Source organism: Psychromonas sp. (assembly GCF_041586535.1).
Lineage (GTDB): Bacteria > Pseudomonadota > Gammaproteobacteria > Enterobacterales > Psychromonadaceae > Psychromonas.
On record NZ_JBFGZY010000016.1, the window covers coordinates 18,317 to 36,639 of the forward strand.

The 18,323-nt window shown below is 43.5% G+C and carries 20 protein-coding genes; 16 read left to right on the top strand and 4 right to left on the bottom strand.

The window, feature by feature from the left end; translation table 11 throughout:
• Positions 1-40: 40 nt before the first annotated feature.
• The 13 genes from ABZA00_RS03275 to ABZA00_RS03335 all read left to right on the top strand — a co-directional run bounded on the left by ABZA00_RS03275 (position 41) and on the right by ABZA00_RS03335 (position 12,157).
• Positions 41-637 carry a molybdenum cofactor guanylyltransferase gene (locus ABZA00_RS03275; protein WP_372880716.1) on the top strand — a complete coding sequence of 199 codons (597 nt, stop codon included), beginning with the start codon at positions 41-43 and terminating at the stop codon, positions 635-637.
• A gap of 2 nt (positions 638-639) precedes the next feature.
• The gene (gene moaB, locus ABZA00_RS03280) at positions 640-1,155 is read left to right on the top strand and encodes a molybdenum cofactor biosynthesis protein B (RefSeq protein ID WP_372880717.1); all 516 of its coding nucleotides are present in this window, start codon (positions 640-642) and stop codon (positions 1,153-1,155) included.
• Between the two features lie 9 nt (positions 1,156-1,164).
• Positions 1,165-1,644: a cyclic pyranopterin monophosphate synthase MoaC gene (gene moaC, locus ABZA00_RS03285; protein ID WP_372880718.1), complete on the top strand. Its 480-nt coding sequence runs from the start codon at positions 1,165-1,167 to the stop codon at positions 1,642-1,644.
• A 13-nt stretch (positions 1,645-1,657) separates the two neighbouring features.
• On the top strand, positions 1,658-1,906 hold the full coding sequence (gene moaD, locus ABZA00_RS03290) for a molybdopterin synthase sulfur carrier subunit (protein ID WP_372880719.1): 249 nt from the start codon (positions 1,658-1,660) through the stop codon (positions 1,904-1,906).
• 2 nt (positions 1,907-1,908) lie between these two features.
• Positions 1,909-2,361: a molybdopterin synthase catalytic subunit MoaE gene (moaE, locus tag ABZA00_RS03295; RefSeq protein WP_372880720.1), complete on the top strand. Its 453-nt coding sequence runs from the start codon at positions 1,909-1,911 to the stop codon at positions 2,359-2,361.
• The gene (gene modA, locus ABZA00_RS03300) at positions 2,358-3,071 is read left to right on the top strand and encodes a molybdate ABC transporter substrate-binding protein (protein ID WP_372880721.1); all 714 of its coding nucleotides are present in this window, start codon (positions 2,358-2,360) and stop codon (positions 3,069-3,071) included. The genes moaE and modA overlap by 4 nt, the downstream gene beginning before the upstream one ends.
• Before the next feature lie 5 nt (positions 3,072-3,076).
• Complete coding sequence (gene modB, locus ABZA00_RS03305) at positions 3,077-3,763, top strand: molybdate ABC transporter permease subunit (protein ID WP_372880722.1); 687 nt, start codon at positions 3,077-3,079, stop codon at positions 3,761-3,763.
• Positions 3,756-4,820 carry a molybdenum ABC transporter ATP-binding protein gene (locus ABZA00_RS03310; RefSeq protein ID WP_372880723.1) on the top strand — a complete coding sequence of 355 codons (1,065 nt, stop codon included), beginning with the start codon at positions 3,756-3,758 and terminating at the stop codon, positions 4,818-4,820. The genes modB and ABZA00_RS03310 overlap by 8 nt, the downstream gene beginning before the upstream one ends.
• A gap of 221 nt (positions 4,821-5,041) precedes the next feature.
• Positions 5,042-7,327, top strand: coding sequence for a penicillin-binding protein 1B (gene mrcB, locus ABZA00_RS03315; protein WP_372880724.1), 2,286 nt, complete (start codon positions 5,042-5,044; stop codon positions 7,325-7,327).
• Positions 7,328-7,334: 7 nt separating this feature from the next.
• On the top strand, positions 7,335-7,793 hold the full coding sequence (locus ABZA00_RS03320) for a tetratricopeptide repeat protein (RefSeq protein WP_372880725.1): 459 nt from the start codon (positions 7,335-7,337) through the stop codon (positions 7,791-7,793).
• A gap of 121 nt (positions 7,794-7,914) precedes the next feature.
• On the top strand, positions 7,915-8,589 hold the full coding sequence (locus ABZA00_RS03325) for an ABC transporter ATP-binding protein (RefSeq protein ID WP_372880726.1): 675 nt from the start codon (positions 7,915-7,917) through the stop codon (positions 8,587-8,589).
• Entirely contained in the window at positions 8,589-11,027 is a 2,439-nt protein-coding gene (locus tag ABZA00_RS03330) for an FtsX-like permease family protein (protein ID WP_372880727.1), read from the top strand. Before ABZA00_RS03325 ends, ABZA00_RS03330 begins: the two co-directional genes overlap by 1 nt.
• The gene (locus ABZA00_RS03335; protein WP_372880728.1) at positions 11,024-12,157 is read left to right on the top strand and encodes a lipocalin-like domain-containing protein; all 1,134 of its coding nucleotides are present in this window, start codon (positions 11,024-11,026) and stop codon (positions 12,155-12,157) included. Before ABZA00_RS03330 ends, ABZA00_RS03335 begins: the two co-directional genes overlap by 4 nt.
• 29 nt (positions 12,158-12,186) lie before the next feature.
• Here the strand turns inward: ABZA00_RS03335 and ABZA00_RS03340 are convergent, their stop codons facing one another.
• Positions 12,187-14,046, bottom strand: a complete 1,860-nt coding sequence (locus ABZA00_RS03340; RefSeq protein ID WP_372880729.1) for an ABC transporter transmembrane domain-containing protein — start codon at positions 14,044-14,046, stop codon at positions 12,187-12,189.
• A gap of 89 nt (positions 14,047-14,135) precedes the next feature.
• On the bottom strand, positions 14,136-15,014 hold the full coding sequence (locus tag ABZA00_RS03345) for a U32 family peptidase (RefSeq protein ID WP_372880730.1): 879 nt from the start codon (positions 15,012-15,014) through the stop codon (positions 14,136-14,138).
• A 66-nt stretch (positions 15,015-15,080) separates the two neighbouring features.
• On the opposite strand from ABZA00_RS03345, the gene ABZA00_RS03350 reads away from it, so the two are divergent.
• Positions 15,081-15,221, top strand: coding sequence for a hypothetical protein (locus ABZA00_RS03350; RefSeq protein ID WP_372880731.1), 141 nt, complete (start codon positions 15,081-15,083; stop codon positions 15,219-15,221).
• A gap of 82 nt (positions 15,222-15,303) precedes the next feature.
• On the opposite strand, the gene ABZA00_RS03355 is transcribed toward ABZA00_RS03350, so the two are convergent.
• Positions 15,304-16,299, bottom strand: coding sequence for a peptidase U32 family protein (locus tag ABZA00_RS03355; RefSeq protein ID WP_372880732.1), 996 nt, complete (start codon positions 16,297-16,299; stop codon positions 15,304-15,306).
• A gap of 447 nt (positions 16,300-16,746) precedes the next feature.
• Here ABZA00_RS03355 and ABZA00_RS03360 point away from each other — a divergent pair, with 447 nt between their 5' ends.
• Entirely contained in the window at positions 16,747-17,271 is a 525-nt protein-coding gene (locus ABZA00_RS03360; RefSeq protein ID WP_372880733.1) for an SCP2 domain-containing protein, read from the top strand.
• A 366-nt stretch (positions 17,272-17,637) separates the two neighbouring features.
• Complete coding sequence (locus ABZA00_RS03365; RefSeq protein WP_372880734.1) at positions 17,638-18,114, top strand: hypothetical protein; 477 nt, start codon at positions 17,638-17,640, stop codon at positions 18,112-18,114.
• Between the two features lie 49 nt (positions 18,115-18,163).
• Here ABZA00_RS03365 and ABZA00_RS03370 read toward each other — a convergent pair.
• Positions 18,164-18,323 (bottom strand): transposase (locus tag ABZA00_RS03370; protein WP_372880735.1); only part of this gene is annotated, 160 nt, incomplete at its 5' end.

The following is an 18,323-nucleotide window of genomic DNA, read 5'->3' on the forward strand; positions in this document are numbered from 1 at the left end:
CAGATCATTTAATTAATTCAATTGCTATTATCCAAAAAAGGTGAGATTTTTGAAAATTGCTGGGATTGTTTTAGCGGGTGGTTTATCTACCCGTATGGGAGAGGATAAAGCACAATTAGAGTTAGCTGAACAAAGTTTATTAGCGCGCTCAGTCGCTTTACTTGAAGCCCTGCCACTGGAAAAAATATTTGTCAGTGGTGATTATCAAGAGTATCTTTCAATACCTGATAAGTTAACGCATCTCGGACCTATCGGTGGGTTGCATGCATGTGTTGAGGCTTTATATGATGATTACGATGCATTATTTATTGTCCCTGTCGATATGCCGCTGCTGGGTATTAAGCAATGTAAAGTATTATTGAATGCCTTTAAAGAGCATCCGCAAGGTGTATTTTTTGATGAAGTGACCTTTCCGCTTATTTTACCTTTAAATAGCGCTTTGCAGAAATACCTGTCAGAAGTATTAGTTACGCCGGAAAAAAAACAACGTTCACTGTATCGCCTTCTTAAATATTTTAAAATACAGCCAGTTAATTATACAGAACAAGAACACTTTCGTTTTTACAATAGTAATACCCCGAGTGAATTTCAAGCTTGTGTTGAAATCTATAAAAAATTACAAACAGTTAAGGATTAATAATGAGTCATCTTGCAACAGCAGAGTTTAAACCGGCAAAGATCGCTGTATTAACAGTGTCAGATACCCGTAAGGAAGAAACGGATACCTCCGGTGGATATTTAGCGCAATCTTTACAGGAAGCGGGGCACCTGCTTGCTGATAAAAAAATTGTGATAGATGATCCTTATAAAATCCGGGCCATCGTTTCCACCTGGATTGCAGATCAGGATATTACCGCTATTTTAATTACCGGCGGAACAGGATTTACCGCCCGGGATAATACTCCGGAAGCCGTTTCTGTGCTGTTTGATAAACAGGTGGAAGGTTTTGGTGAACTTTTCCGTCATATTTCTTATCAGGAGATTGGTTCGTCAACTATCCAAAGTCGCGCACTGGCAGGTTTTGCTAATAAAACCGTTATTTTTTGTATGCCGGGCTCCACCGGTGCCTGTAAAACAGCCTGGTCAAAAATAATCGTGGAGCAGTTAAACTCACAACATAAACCTTGTAATTTCATCCCCCATATTGGTTTTTAAAGGTAGATTATGACTCAAGTATTTACTCACATTAACCAGGACGGCAAAGCAAATATGGTTGATGTTGGAGACAAAAGCATCACCGAGCGGCAAGCGATCGCACAAGCTTATGTAGAGATGAAAGCTGAAACCTTAGCCTTGATTTTAAGCGGCCAGCATCATAAAGGTGATGTTTTTGCCACCGCCCGGATTGCCGGCATTATGGCGGCAAAAAAAACGGCCGATATTATTCCGCTTTGCCACCCGTTAGCGCTGACCAAGGTAGAAGTTGATTTAGTGGCTGAGCCTGAATTTAACCGGGTACGTATACAAAGCTTGTGTAAATTGTCGGGTAAAACCGGTGTGGAAATGGAAGCCTTGACTGCGGCATCCGTTGCTGCATTAACTATCTATGATATGTGTAAAGCGGTGCAGAAAGATATGGTCATCACACAGGTAAAACTGTTGGAGAAAAGCGGCGGTAAATCAGGGCATTTCAAGTCAAAGTAAGTAAGGGGGATAGATGATTAAAATTTTGTTTTTTGCACAGATACGCGACCAGTTAGGTGTCAGTGAACTGCAGTTGCCGAGTCAGGACAACTCGGACATAGAGTCCCTGTTAAACACCTTGAAAGCGCGTGATAACAACTGGGCATCGGTACTTTCCAGAGGAAAATTAATGGTTGCAGTGAATCAAAGCATGTGTAGCGATAATATGCAGCTTAAAGCAGGTGATGAAGTGGCTTTTTTCCCCCCGGTCACGGGTGGTTAAAGATGATTAGAGTGCAAACAGAAGATTTTAGCCTGCAGAAAGAATATGACCGCTTGCGCCAGCTATCGAGTGTCGGGGCTGTGGTGACTTTTACCGGGTTGGTACGGGATATCAATCAGGGAGAGCAAGTGTCGAGTTTGACTCTGGAGCATTATCCGGGGATGACAGAAAAGGCATTATCTGAAATTGTCTCACAGGCCAGACAACGCTGGGATATTCAGCAATGCACGCTGATCCACCGGGTGGGTGAATTAAAGTTAAGTGATCAAATTGTTTTTGTGGGGATTGCCTGCATGCATCGTCAGGAAGCTTTTGCTGCTTGTGAATTCATTATGGATTATCTTAAAACTCAGGCGCCATTTTGGAAAAAAGAGAGCAACAGTCAGGGTGAAAGTTATTGGGTTGATGCACGCGAGTCCGACACGACAGCACTGGATAAATGGTCAGGTAAATGATGCGATTTTTTGCTTTGTTACTGTTAGTCAGCAGCTTTTCCCTACAGGCGAGTATTAAAGTTGCGGTGGCGAGTAATTTCAAAACAACCCTGATTGAAATTGCCGAAAATTATAAGCAGCAGACGGGGCAGAAAATATTAATATCCAGCGCATCAACGGGTATTTTATATAATCAGATTCAGCACGGTGCCCCGTTTGACCTGTTCCTTTCTGCTGATAGTGAACGGGCAATATTAATGGAACTGTCCGCTAAAGGGGTGGCGGGATCGCGCTTTACCTATGCTCAGGGAGTGTTGGCTTTCTGGGCACCCGACAGCCCGAATATGGTTAAGCCAGACACGCTGCAAAATTTCAAAGGGGCAATTGCCATTGCCAATCCTAAACTTGCCCCCTATGGATTAGCCGCTCAGCAGGTCCTGCAGAGTTTAAATTTGTGGGAGCATTTTAATTATGTGCAGGGGGCTAATATCAGTCAGGCCTATCAATTTATTGATTCAGGTAATATTAAGGCAGGTTTTGTCGCTCATTCTTTACTGCTGGAAAATAATGCGCGTAACTTTTTTTTGATCCCGAGCGCGTATCATCAACCCATTCTGCAGCAGGGCGTGCTGTTACAAAAGGCCGCAGATACGCAGGCGGTGCAGCACTTTATCAATTATCTTACCTCTGATCCGGTACAGGCATTGATTCGAACTAAAGGCTATATGTAAAAGATATGCTCAGTGAATTAGATTACAGTGCTATTTTTTTAACCTTTAAACTGGCCAGTTTAACCACCTTTATTTTGTTGATTATTTCGCCGCCGTTGGCATGGTGGCTTGCCCGCAGTCGTGTTGTTTTTCGCCCCTTGATTGAAGCGTTGGTGGCGCTGCCATTAGTATTACCACCTACGGTGTTAGGTTTTTATCTGCTTCTTTCATTTTCACCCGATAATTTTATCGGCAGACTATGGTTTAGTGTAACCGGCGGTAGCTTAGCTTTTTCATTTAGCGGTTTATTAATTTCCTCGGTTATCTACTCCTTACCCTTTGTCGTGCAGCCTCTGCAAAGCGCCTTTGTGAATCTGGATAAAAACTACCTTGAGGTGGCTTCTACGCTGGGTTTTAATTCCATCGAAGCTTTTTACCGGGTGGTTTTTCCGATGATTATGCCAAGTTATATTATTGCCGGCGCTTTAGGTTTTGCTCATACCGTGGGCGAGTTCGGTGTCGTACTGATGATCGGCGGTAATATTCCCGGGGAAACACAGGTCGTGTCTATTGCCCTTTTTGACCATGTGGAAACATTACAATACCAGCAGGCACATCTGCTCTCTTTTTGTTTGTTAGCTTTTTCTATGACACTACTGGTATTCATCTACGGAGTATTACAAAAACGTCAGCAGAGAGTTATCCATGCTTAAATTCGATCTTTTTAAATCGGTTAACCAGCAAACTTTATTTCATTTTCAAGGCCAGGTTGATCTGCAGGGGATTTGCTGCGTATTTGGGGATTCCGGATCGGGTAAAACCTCTTTTCTGCGCGCCCTGGCCGGTTTGGATAGTGGGTTTAGCGGTTCTTTATCCTGCTGGGGAAAGCCCTGGCTGGAAAGTACTCTCTTTATTAAAACTGAAAAGCGCAACATTGGCATGGTTTTTCAGGAGCCGCGTTTATTTCCCCATTTAGATGCCCTGGGTAATCTAAAATTAGCCACTAAAAAAGCCAAAAACAGTTTGTACACTATTAATGAGTTAGCTGATCAGCTTGATTTCAAGGCCTTATTAAATAAAAAAGTTCAGCAGCTATCCGGCGGACAAAAGCAGCGTATCGCCATTGCCAGAGCTATTTTGACCGGACCTGATTTGTTATTGATGGATGAGCCATTATCATCACTAGACCGGCATAGCAGGCAGTTATTATTACCCTTTATCAAAAAATTGAGTGAACAGATCCCGATTATCTATATCACTCACTCAATGCAGGAAGTGTTTTATTTAAGCCGGACAATGATCCTGATTCACAAAGGGGAGATTGAAAGTATCGGGGATCCGCAATCTCTGTTTTTAAATCACGAGTTGAGTTTGGCGAAACATAAACATTCCGGGGTGATGATAAATGTACAGCCTCTATGTTGGGATGAACAGTTTTCGGTTGTGCATGGCTTAATTGATAATCAGGCCGTTATTGTGGCGATGGAAAAGCCGTCGCAACTGCAGGAAATTCAGATTAAAGTGGAGAGCAAGGATGTTATTATTGCGACCGAAAAAATACACGGCAGCTCGCTGCAGAACTGTTTAAATGTGACAGTCGAACAGATTGAGCATCTTCCTGCAACCAGTGTATTGTTAACCCTTAACACCGGGGGCCAAAAAATACTGGCTAAAATAACCATAAAATCCTTACATGAACTCAAATTACAGCTTAATCAATCCATTTTTGCTTATATTAAAGCCATGAGTATTGCACAACTTGATAATTAAGGCGTGTTCAACTTATGAAGAGAAAAATTTAATCTTATAAAATGAAATACGCTTTTGCCTGCCGCCGATACTGTTTTTTAATTATTATGGTGCTCTGGATTATATTCTGCGATTAGAATTAAACAATATAATGATCTTGTTTACCTTGATGCCTATAATTATCAGTATCATCGGTATAAGCAGCATATAGCTGATTGTAATGATTTATTAAAGAGGTAGATGTGACCACGAAAAATTCAAATGTAAAGCGTAAAAAATCCAGATTATCAATATGGTGGAAGCTGCTCTTAGTCATCTCCGCTATTGCATTGATCTTTATTATTTATCTGGATTCTACCATCCGCACTACCTTTACCGGTAATAAGTGGTCTGTGCCGTCAACGGTGTATGCGCGCCCGTTAGAATTATATGAAGGTGCCGAATTATCGCTAAGAGACCTTAAAACTGAATTAGGCATGCTGGGTTACAATTTTGTATCTCGCCCTGAAAAGCCCGGTCAGGCATTGATTCGAGGTAATAACGTCACTCTTTATACACCTGGTTTTCAGTTCAGCGATGAACTGGAGCCTGCCCGTAAAGTATCATTACGTTTAGATGACGGCATGATCTCACAAATTTCCAGTGATGACGGAGCAGAATTATTACGTCTTGAACCGCTTGCGATTGGCGGTATCTACCCTTCCCATCACGAAGACCGCTTATTAGTGCAGCTGTCAGAAGTACCTGAATCGTTACAGAATATGCTGGTGGCCGTGGAGGATGACCGGTTTTATAGCCACTTTGGTATCTCCCTACGCGGGATTGTCCGCGCATTAATCAGTAATATCAAAGCAGGGGGGATCTCTCAGGGCGCATCAACGCTGACCCAGCAACTGATCAAAAATTATTATCTAAGTTCGGAACAAACATTAACCCGTAAAGCCAAAGAAGCATTAATGGCTTTGCTGCTGGAACTGCATTTCACTAAGTCGGAAATTCTCGAAGGTTATATTAACGAAATCTATCTTGGTCAGGATGGACCGAGGGCGATTCACGGCTTTGGTCTTGCGAGTCAGTATTATTTCAATAGACCTCTGGCCGATTTAGCGTTAGACCAGCAGGCGTTGCTGGTTGCCCTGGTGAGAGGGGCGAGTTATTACAACCCCTGGCGAAATCCTGAACGGGCTTTGGAACGTCGCAATCTGGTGCTGGACATTGCGGTACGTGAACAGCGCCTGGACCCTGATTTAGCCGAGGAGGCTAGAAAAAGACCGCTAGGTATTGGCGGACCAAGCGCCGCCGATAGTCGCCGTTATCCCGCTTATCTGGATCTGGTGCGCCGCCAATTACAACGGGATTATAATATTGAGGATCTTAAATCCAGCGGTCTGGCCATTTTTACCCATTTTGATCCGCTTGTGCAGATGAGTGCAGAGTCGAGCCTCAGTGCCAACATAGCCAGACATGAGGGCACTAACAAGAGCGCTGAACTGCAGGGGGCGGTGATAATCAGCAGGCCGGATACGGGGGCTGTGATTGCTGTTCTGGGCGGAAAAGATGGCCGTTATGCCGGTTTTAATCGTGCTTTAGATGCCCGCCGTCAGGTAGGTTCACTGCTTAAACCGGCGGTATTTCTGACTGCCCTGGAATTACCTAATTACACCCTCGCAACAACGATCAACGACGAACAATATACGTTACTGTTACCCAATGGAGATCAATGGACGCCGAAAAATTATGACCTCCAGGATCACGGGCAGGTACTGCTCTACAAAGCCCTTGCTCACTCATATAATCAGGCAACCGCACGTTTGGGTAATGCTATCGGCATTGATAAAGTGGTACAGACAGTACGCCGCCTGGGTGTTGAGCAGGATTTCCCTGCATTACCCTCTGTGACTCTGGGCGCTGTGGATCTGTTGCCGATTGAAGTTGCGCAGATGTATCAAACGCTTTCTTCCGGCGGTTTTTACACACCTTTAATGGCGATCAATGCGGTGGTGGATCCAAGCGGTGAAGTATTAACACGTTATCCTCTGGAGGTTGATAAGCGTTTTGATTCGGAGTCCATCTATATGCTTAGTCATGCTATGCAGGCCGTTACCCATGAAGGTACTGCAAAGTCGCTTGAATGGTTATTACCCGAATTTTCTGTTGCAGGTAAAACAGGAACAACCAATGATCTGCGCGATAGTTGGTTTGCCGGTTTTTCCGGGGATATGATGGCTGTTGTGTGGTTAGGAAAAGACGACAACAGCAGTACAGGTTTAACCGGATCTAGCGGTGCGCTGCGGGTCTGGGCTGATATTTTCAAGCAGCGCTCAAGCCTGCCTATTCAAAATTTACCCCCTGAAGGTATCACCACTGTTTGGGTTGACTCAGATACCGGGCAGGGCAGCCAGCAATCTTGTGAAAACGCTATTCCATTGCCCTTTTTGCTCGGCACTGAGCCTGAACAAGAAATTCGTTGTCGGCAAGGCGCTGAAAGGGTTGTCGACTGGTTTAAAAATTTAGTCGATAAACTATGAGAACATTATGAATTATATAAAAAAGATTACCTTATTTTCTCTGCCATGGTTATTGGTTGCCTGCGGGACAATACCCACTACCCGTCCGGTACAAGAAACTAAGCCACCCGTTGTGACAGTGCCGCAGCCAAAACCAAAACCGGTACCTCAACAGCCGGTTATTAAACCGCAGGAAGCACCGGTTTCAAGCGTCGCCAAAGCTCCATCTGCGGTTGTTGCGTTATTGCAGCGGGCAGAGCAGCAGGAGCGTGAGGGAAATAATCGGGCGGCAGTTTCTTCTCTGGAGCGGGCCATTAGAATCGCGCCTCGTTACCCGGAAAGTTATTACCGGCTTGGTGAACTGCGTTACAAAGAAGGCAGCTACAGCCAGGCGGCATCGTTGGCACAAAAAACACTTAGTCTTGGCGCCGAGGGAATGCTGCGCAGTCTCGCTAAGGCGTTGATTGAAAAAGCCAATGCTCATTAATCACATAAGAATGGGGGCTTTATTTTGCTAAAGAAAGGCGCGCAATTACAACATTGATATTTTCCTGATGACCAGGTCACTTGTTTAAAAGAGGGCCTGGTCATCATCTAAGGAGAAAAATGTGTCTTTACTCATTGAATCGCTTAACCATCAAATTTTAGACGGTAAGCATACGCGTGACTTACTCTCTGATATCTCTCTTTCAGTGTCTCCAGGTGAGTGTGTTGCCCTGATGGGCGACAGCGGTTGCGGTAAAACGACCTTACTTAATTTAATTGCCGGCCTGGAGCCCATCCAGCGGGGTGATATTAAGGTGGGTGACCTGCTGCTGGCGAAAGCGACAGAGAAAGCCCTCAGTGCGCTGAGAAAAAATCACCTCGGGATCATTTTTCAGCAGTATAATTTGTTATCCGGCTTGTCTGTTCGCGACAATATTGAATTCAGCGCGCGTTTAGCGGGGCGCTATGACCCCTTATTTTTCCGCAGATTAACGGAACAGTTGGATATTACCTCTTTATTGGATTTTTATCCGGCAACCCTCTCCGGTGGAGAGATGCAGCGGGTTGCCATCGCACGCGCACTGAGTGCTCAACCGGCTCTGTTACTGGCGGATGAACCTACCGGTAATCTTGATGAGCATAATAGTGCCCGTGTTGTTACCCTGCTGGCTGAACTGGCAAAATTTCACCATACCGCCTTATTACTGGTCACCCACAGCTCGCATGTTGCCAGGGAAATGGATAAAACCTACCGTTTAGCGCAGGGAAAATTAACCAAAGTTCACTGGCATCGTTAATGGTTTATTTAAATCCGATGTTCAGCAGGTCAGTCAGGCGGGTTAAAAAATGGTTTAATCTGGATCTTCTGCTGGTGTTAAAAACGCAGGTGGCTGAATATAAAAGTAATTCATTGTTAAATATAGGATTTATTATTAGTCTGGCGATGGCCACAAGCACGCTATTATCTGTTTTGATTTTAAATCATGCCAGCAGAGAACAATATCAACAGGCCAATTCCTGGTTCAATAACCCGGTGCAGTTTCACATCGTCCCCGATCAGGGTAATAAATTAACTAGAAAGGATTTTTCAACCTTAAGAAAACAGGGATTCTCACAGATAACCCCGGTGTTAACTTTTACAAAAAAACTGCCTAACGGTAAATATATAAAATTTACGGCCATCGATTTGCTGCCCCCGAGCATCATACAACCGCAACGTTTTAATACCCAAAGAGTGTTGTTGACCGGGAAATATTTAAACTCTTTAGCGCTTTCCAGCGCAGAGAGTAATACCTTGGACAAACAGATTCTGCTGGCAGACGGCAGCGTTTTTCCCATCGCTCTAAGAGAGCCAGAGCAATGGCAGGAGGTTGCATTACTTGATATCACCCTTGCATGGGAGCTGTTTCCGGAGGAGGGGGACTTCAGTTACCTGGCCGTTGCGCCAATGAGCGAACAAAATACAAAAATATTGCGTTCTGTTTTACCTGAGCATCTTTCTCTTTACGAACCCTGGTCTGCAGATGAGCGTCAGGGCTTTGCCGATGCGCTGCACCTTAATTTAAATGCACTGGCGATATTAGCCTTTATGGTCAGCCTGTTTATTGCTTTTCAGGCCGCTAATCAGGCATGGGCGAAACGAGCACGACTGGCGATACAGTTACGTTTGCTCGGCGTGCGCCTGTTTACCATTAAAATTGTACTGCTGATAGAAGCATTTTTTTTAGTTGTTTGTGCCGCTATCTTAGGTCTGTTTCTGGCACTTGGCTTAGTTTATCTTTTATTACCCTTGCTGGGATTAACATTACAGCAGTTATATTCCCTGAGCAGCAGCGGAAATTTAATATGGCAGTGGTCTTACAGCTTATGGGCATTTTTAATTTCATCATTTGCGGTGTTACTGGCACTGATCAAACAGCTGACCCTGATCAGCCGCAAGCAGATAAGAGTTTCTTCAGGCAGTCAAAATATTGACTTTCCCGTAAGGCTATCACTCCTCGCAACATTTTTTCTGCTGCTGTTATTCATCATCTGGCCGGGAAATAACTGGTTGCAGTTGATGGTTAAGTACGGCTTATTATTAGCGGCAAGTATTGTATTTTTACCTCAGTTTTTGAAGTTTTTGCTTTTTTCAGGTGGTTATTTCGTTAACTCTTTTCGTTTTAAGTACATTTTTAAAGATGCCGGTAAACAGATTCTGCGCCGTTACTTACCCCTTGCAGCCTTTTATCTGGCACTTACTGCAAGTATTGCTGCTGCGTTAATGGTGAACAGTTTTGAAACGGCTTTTGTAAAATATCTTGAGCAGGAGTTAAGCGCAGATATATTTATTCGCCACAAACCAGGGCAAAAACAAAAGATAGCAGATTGGCTAAACAGTCAAACTGAAGTCATAGAAGTTAACCTGTTGCGGCATACCTGGGTAAAGGCAGATGCAGCTTCAGTGAAGCTTTTCACTGTACAAACCCCGCGTCAGTTGGATTCTTTGTTGTTTAAGTCTGTTAGCAACAGCGCCGCAGAGGGCTGTTATATCAATGAACAAATTGCATTAGAGAAACAACTGAAAGCTGGTCAAACTATTTTACTTTCACAAGCCGATCAAAAGTATACTTGTAAAATAAAAGGGATCTACTATGAATATGGCTACCCCGGCTACTCCGTCAGTGTAGAGAAAGCGGAGCTGACAGAAATTTTCCAAGGCTGGATTGATACCGGCTTTGCTGTGTTTATTGAACCGGGAAGAACAGTTGCAAAACAAGATATATTGACAACGCTGCAACTTGACGAACAACAGGTCTATCTGCCGGCACAAATAAAAAAATTGGCACTGGATATTTTTGCGCAAACCTTTGTCTTGATTCAGTCTATTGCCGCTGTTCTGTTGCTGATCGCCTGTATCGGTTTATTTATGGCGGCTAACAGTTTAGAGCTGGCCCGTCAAAGTGATTTATTTATTCTGCGCAGTTTGGGATATAACAAAATAGCGTTGTTTAATCATATGCTGGTGCAGTGGTTACTACTTGCTTTTGGCACTATGCTATTGAGCTGGCTGGTGGCGATTATCCTGGCTGATGCTCTGGTAACTAAAGTATTACCCGCTTCCTTTGGCTGGTCTATGCCGCTGATTTTAAATATTACCCCTTTTGCCTTCAGCAGCGTAGTGGCTTTATTGCTGCTGATTCCGGCGTTAACTATTCCATTATATAAATTAAATATTGTCAGGTTAAGTTTATGAATATCGGGCAACATAATAATCCTAAAAAGATAAACAGATTTAATCTTCTGCTGTTAGCGGCTATTATTATTTTTTGTCTGTTGCTGATAGTTTTTGTCGCGATGAAAGGGCCGGTGAATAACAATCCCTTAAAGAGTCAATTTAGTGATCTACAGGAGTATCAACAGCCTTCGCCAGATAATATTATCAGTTTTCCGCAGGCGCATTGGCCGCATAAAAGTTTCAAACATGAATGGTGGTATTTAACGGCTAATTTAAGCGCTGAAAACGGGCAGCGTTTTGCCACGCAGTGGACGCTATTCCGCACTTCACTCAATAACCGCCATTGGTATTTTGCCCATGCCGCGTTGGCCGACAACCTGGTTCATCTTGCTGAATTTCGGGAGGGGCGGGAAGAGTTAGGTAATGTTGAGATAATCAATTTCCCTTTTACTGCGCAAATAGATGACTGGATCTGGCTCTCTTCTGCGCAGTTACTACCCGCTCAGCTGACCTACGGCACCGCGCAATATGCTTTAGCAGATGGTATCTCTACTGACCTGGATGTGCAGTTAGAGAGTTGGCAGGTTAACTTATCTTTATCTAGCGAACAGCCTTTTTATCTGCAGGGAGATAAGGGCTTCAGCAAAAAACACCAAAATAAAAATATTGCCAGTTTTTATTATTCGCAGCCATTTATCACTGTACAGGGAACAATTTTGTGGCAGGGAAAGTGGTTGAATGTCAGTGGAAATGGCTGGTTTGACCGCGAGTGGGGATCGGCAATGCTGGCCGAAGAGCAACTGGGCTGGGACTGGTTTTCATTGCGCTTAAATAAAGATCAGGCATTGATGATCTACCGGATCCGTTCCCTGCGGGATGACTTTCTCTACGGCAGTTTGATGCACAGTAATGGTAATATTGAAACCTTTACTAATGCGGACATCCAACTGTTCGGCCAGGCAAGTCAGTCTGGGGATTACCCGCAGCGTTTTACCATACAAGTTGACCCGATCGGCATCAATTTGACGGTTAATGTGTTGAATAAACAGCAGATCATGCGTTTTGGTATTGAATACTTTGAAGGTATGGTTACTTTCAGCGGCAGCCATTCAGGAGATGGTTTTGTTGAGATGACCGGGTATCATTAGTCATATCAAGTCCATAAAAAATGTGATCATCAACAATGACTGCTATTGCGAAATTGTAATTCGGCAAGCCTTGCATACAGGGGATCTTTCTCTACCAGTTCCGCATGACTGCCGATGGCGCGGATTTTACCGCTGTCAACCACGACAATACGTTTGGCTTGTAAGACAGTGGTTAAACGATGAGCAATGATGATAGTGGTTCGGTTGCGCATCAATTTCTGTAACGTTTGCTGAATTAACTGTTCACTTTCAGCATCAAGTGAACTGGTCGCTTCATCTAATAATAAGATCGGTGGATTTTTAAGAATAGCCCGGGCGATGGCAATACGCTGTCTCTGACCGCCGGATAAACGCGTTCCTTTTTCGCCCAAAAAAGTATCGTAACCTTCCGGTAACTGCGAGATAAACAGATCTGCTGATGCCGAGACGGCCGCTTCCCGCACCTGATCGTCGCTGGCATCCGGGCGTCCGTAACGGATATTTTCCAGCGCACTGGTGGCAAAAATCACCGTTTCCTGCGGCACCACAGCAATCAGTGCGCGCACGGCCTGAGGGTCTGCGCGGCTTATGTCTACTCCGTTGATAAAAACAGATCCCGATTGCGGATCATAAAATCGTAATAAGATCTGAAAAATAGTGCTTTTACCGGCGCCGGAGGGACCGACAAATGCGATGGTCTCACCCGCAGTTATATCCAGAGTGAAATTTGCTAAAGCCTGTGTATCCGGACGGGAGGGGTAACTGAAATTAATCTCTTTAAAGGAGATACTGCCTTCCCCCGGTGACGGTAAACAAACGCTATTTTCAGGAGCACGAATATGCGGCTGGGCATTAAGTAATTCAATCAACCTTTCCATCGCACCGGCAGCACGTTGTACCTCTCCCCACATCTCGCTGAGCATCGCACCTGAACTTGCCAGCAAAACCGTAAATAAAACAAACTGTGCCAGTTCACCCGGCAGCATATTACCTGAGAGCACTTCCCGCGTGCCTAACCAGAGCACAAAGGTAATTGCGCCAAGTAACAGGAACATGCTCGAAAAAGACATTATAAAACGTAATCTGATGCGTTTTATTGCGGCAATAAAAGCGGCTTCTACGGTTTTATCAAAACGCTGACACTGTTGTGTTTCCAGCGTGAAAGCCTGCACCGTTTCAATCGCATTGAGGGTTTCATTTGCCATGCCGCTCGATTGTGCGATTTTGTCCTGTGCGGTGCGTGACAGTTTACGCACTTTGCGGGCAAGCCACAGAATCGGACCAATCACGGCGGGAATAAGCACGACAATGACCAAAGCCAGAGAAGGGCTGGTATAAATAATACCGGCAAGAGAGACAAGCAACATGATGGTGGAGCGCAGTGCCATGGAAATGCCTACGCCCGATATCGATTGAACCAGAGTGGTATCTGTGGTGAGTCGGGAAAGCACTTCTCCGGTCTGGGTGACTTCAAAAAAAAGTGGATCCTGGCGGATCACCCGGGCATATACTGTTTCCCGAATATCAGCGACAATTCGTTCACCCAGCCAGGTGATCAGGTATAAGCGTGCCGCGGACAATGCACTGATCAGAAAAATAACCGCGAGCAGCAGTTTAAAATAAAAATCAATTTGTTCGCGATTACCGCTGCTGATGCCATTGTCGATCAGATAGCGTGCTGCAATCGGCAGACTGGCAGTGACCGCGGAAGCCATCAGTAATATTAAAATAGCACTGAGCAGAGTTTTTTTATAAGGCTTTATAAAGGGAAGAATAGCTTTCAGGGGGCGCAATGAAGCGCCTTTAGCGCGTTGTTTAGCTGATTGGTCAGATTGCATATTGTGTTTATCATATTGGTTGAGAAATAATGACTGTTGCTCAATAATATTTACCTTATCTACCCAATTCACTCAATCCGGGCAGATAAGGTACCCTCACTTTTTATAATAAAGACTAGTTGTTAATTGTATAAGCAGCAAAAAATTGCTGGTAGAGATGCTTACAGTTGTGTCTGAAAACCTGCTATTTTATGCCAAAAACCATTACATTCTTTACTGGCAAGCTGTACGAGCGCAGATTGACCCTGAATTGCCGCCCGATAATTATCCAGTGTTGTAAAGCTCTCTTCGCCATCGGGACTCACCCGTATAATATCCACCAAACCGTGCATTGAAGGGACATCATTGAGCAGGTTATAACAGTAGCCTGATTGCGTCTGAATGCCATTTAAAACAAAAACCTGCTGATCTTCCTGGGTTGTGGTTGCCCGGCCATTGGGATATTTAATACAGCATAACTCGCAATCATCTTTTGCTTTGTTCTCTGAGCGTGCGGTAAAGCAGCGTGCAGAATAGGCTAACGGCATATGACCGTGGGAAAAAACTTCCACCTCAAATAAATCTCTGATACCCAGGCGCTGACAATCATCAAGTGTTTGAGTTAACCAGTCCCGTGACAGTTCGACGGGCATTACCCAGCGCTGCATTCCTTTATTGATTAATAGTTTTAAAACACTGGCGTTATAACAGTTGATCGCCGGTCCGCATACAAAAGGTACTTTGTTTTCTGCTAATATTTGTACTGCCCCTAAATCATTCGCTTCAACTTTCAAATCTCCGTTTTCACAGATTTGTCGCAGTATTTTAATTTCAGAAGGTGCTTCCAATAGCGCCATGGAAGATAAAACGATCTCTTTATTGGAGTTAGCCAGCTCTTTACCCAGATTGATCCAATCACGGGTTTTCAGTTCTCTGCGTTTGCTGCACACTGTCTCGCCAAGATAAATAATATCTGCATCGCTATTTAATGCCTGCTGATAAAATGCTTCTACTTTTTGCTTTTCCCAATAATAGAGTAGGGGGCCTAATGCTAATTTCACTTGTATTCCTTAATGTTTATTATACCAATTGGATTAATTAAATGGTCAGTTTAGGCGTCAGGAAAAATGAATGAAAGCAAGGCATTGATCACAGTAACTAGTTGTTCTAATTTAACAAAATCCTATGGAACGATTTTGAACAGCGTTAGCTGGCCACAAAGTGGTGAAGAACAGGACGTTCTGAATCAAATCAATAACAAAGACTAAAACGTAGTTTTATGTCTGGCTAGCATTTATTTTAACAAGCATAAATGATCAGATAATTAGTCTGATTGGTATTATTCTTTAATTATTGCCATTCTCTATGGTAAGCGCCCAGGGTGGTTTGACTGCCTTCAGAAACATTTGCCAGCACCTTATCCCATGATTCTTTTACCTGGTAGGCGTCCGGATTTGCCCGATAGCTGTCAATTGCATCACGCCAAACTCGGGTTATTTGTTCCACATAAGCCGGGCTGCGTTGCCGGCCTTCAATTTTCACGGAGCAGATACCGGTATTCATTAGTTCAGGCAGCATGGAAAGGGTATTCAGGCTGGTGGGCTCCTCTATGGCATGATAAAGATTGCTGTCGACATTAAACTTGCCTTTACAGAGCGTCGGGTAACCTGCTTTTTCATCTTTTTTATAACGATCAATTAAAATATTATTTAAGCGTGTTTCCAGGCCGTTTTCTGTTTCCTGATAACGCACATATTTAGCAGGCGAGCATGCCCCGACGGTATTCGGGGATTCGCTGGTAAAATAAGATGATAAATAGCAGCGGCCTTCAGCCATGATGCATAAACTGCCAAAGGCAAAAACCTCTAAAGGCATGTCTGTATTTCTGGCCAGCTGTTTCACCTGATGGATAGAAAGCACCCGGGGTAACACCACACGTTTCACATTAAAATTTTCTTTATAAAACTGAATTGCTTGAGTATTGGTGGCAGATGCCTGTACCGACAGATGTAATTCTAAATCCGGGTATTTATTCGCAGCATAATCAAGCGTGGCAATATCGGCAATAATGGCCGCATCGGCGCCTAAATCAACACATTTGTCAACAGCGTTATACCAACGATTTTCACTGCCGGGGTGGGCGAAGGTATTGATCGCGACATGTAGTTTTTTACCATGATCAGATACATATTGTGCTCCCTTAACCAGTTTTTTGTCGTTGAAATTCAAGCCGGCAAAGTGACGGGCATTGGTATCATCTTTTAAACCGATATAAACCGCATCAGCGCCGCAATCAATTGCTGTTTTCAAGGCTGGTAAACTACCAGCCGGGCAGAGAAGTTCCATTCAAATTCCTAACATTAAAAAATATATGCTTGTGTAGATAACTCATATTAACTGTAAAAACGTTTTTGTTTAAAAATCAACCTGTTACAGTTTTGTAGCGTGGACTTCAGTGGGCATTGTTCGTATATCTAAATAAAATGCCAATATGCGCACTTAAGTCCGCGCTCAAATGATTCAAGTAAAAGAAAGTAATTTCCCTACAAGCTTGTTATTACCTGAGCAAACTACACAAGTATGAAAAATATAATCTATTGTAAAAAAAGGAAAAGAATCATTTATTGATATAGGGCAGGTAAGTGGAATATACCCAGGCTACTTAAAGATGAAATTTATTGCGCTTTTAAGTCGTCTGACCATCAACGTTTAATACAACTTTTTGATTTAGACCAGTATTGCATGCAGATCTACACTTTATACTATCGCCACTATTTATAACCGGGAAAACCAATGTTCAAAACAGTCATCGCAAATATTCACCACCAACTTGTGGTTAATGCGCCCAAGGCTTTAGCTTATCCGAGTGCGTTGTTACCTTTTTTTATTCAAAAAAAATTGTTAACAGAGTTGTTACATAAAGTGCTTTGTGAAGCAATTGAAGATGACGAATTGGATTTTTTGCAAAACAAATGGTTAAAACTTGAAGTGACAGATCTTAAATTTACCTGTTATATCAGTTTTGCAGAGCAGAAATTAGTTATTGAACCTGTGTGTGAAAAGGCAGACGTTATATTTTCCGGCACCTTAAATGAATTTATCTTGATTGCCGGCAGAAAAGAAGATCCGGACACTCTGTTTTTTCAAAGGCGTTTATTGATTGAAGGGGACACGGAGTTAGGCTTAGAGATTAAGAACCTGCTGGATAATATCGATTTTGAAAATTTCTCACCACAGCTGCAAAAAGCGCTGGCAAACTTTTCGACTTTTGTCCATCGGGGATTAAAAGAGCCGGTACAGAAAGGGCTTCCTGCATAATTCTTAATGCTTAAAAAATTACCGGCTGAATCATGTGTGTATATACCCATGATACTTTAAGATGCAAAGTCAGCAAGGCAAATTGTGCCGACTTGCCAGGCATGAAATTGAAGTATAGTTATTCCACATAGAAATTTTATAACAAAGCAGATTGGTATAACCTTGCCCTACGGGGCGCTAGCTCGAAAACCAGTGCTGCGTTGCATCAATCGAAAAGGGAATAACCATTACCTCATGTTGCGTCTTGCTCTGGTCTCCGAGCTCGTGCCTGACAAAGTATTTTGCAGTAACATGGGTATAAAACACTTGCTGATTGCCTGATCTTCAAGTAGTTTCTCGGCAATAATTAAGTATAAAGAGAAAAATATGTTAATAGTAGAATACCTGAGCAGCAGCTTTCATCGTTTTTTACCCGATTTAGCTGATCAAGCTCAGCTGAAATCACGTTTTCTGATCACCCTAAATGGCCCGAGTGCCGCCGAACTGCCGGCACTTATCCGCGAGATCACCCGTTTTACAAAAAAAACAGTGCATGTTTCCACTGCTATTTTTGATAAACAAAGCAATCAAGAAGTCGCGGATATTTTTACCCAAGCTAAAGTTAGTCGGGATATTTTAATGTTTACCCAAGCCGATCCATTATTTGAGCAACGTGCGGCGGTCAGGAACCCTCATGAAAGTGATCAAAGTTTTGATCTGAACAACCTGCAGAAAAACATTGCCAAGCACAATGGTATTGTGATTCTGGTGACAGAAAAAAAACAGGCACTCAGTGCGTCAATGTCATCAAAAGTTAATGTATTAGTCCGTTTTCCAATTACCCAGCCTAGCGCAGATCAGTAAGTTTATTTGACCACTCTGTTAAAGAGTGGTTTTATGCGAAGCATTAACGTTACTTAGGTCTATTTTGCTGCTCGATATAAGTCGTCAGGGCATCTAGCGCAGCACCGTCACATGATCCGGCAAAGTAACTGGGAGACCATAACGCACCATTCCATAGATAACGATGTATATCGGGGAACTCTTTTCGCATCAATCGAGAGCTAACACCC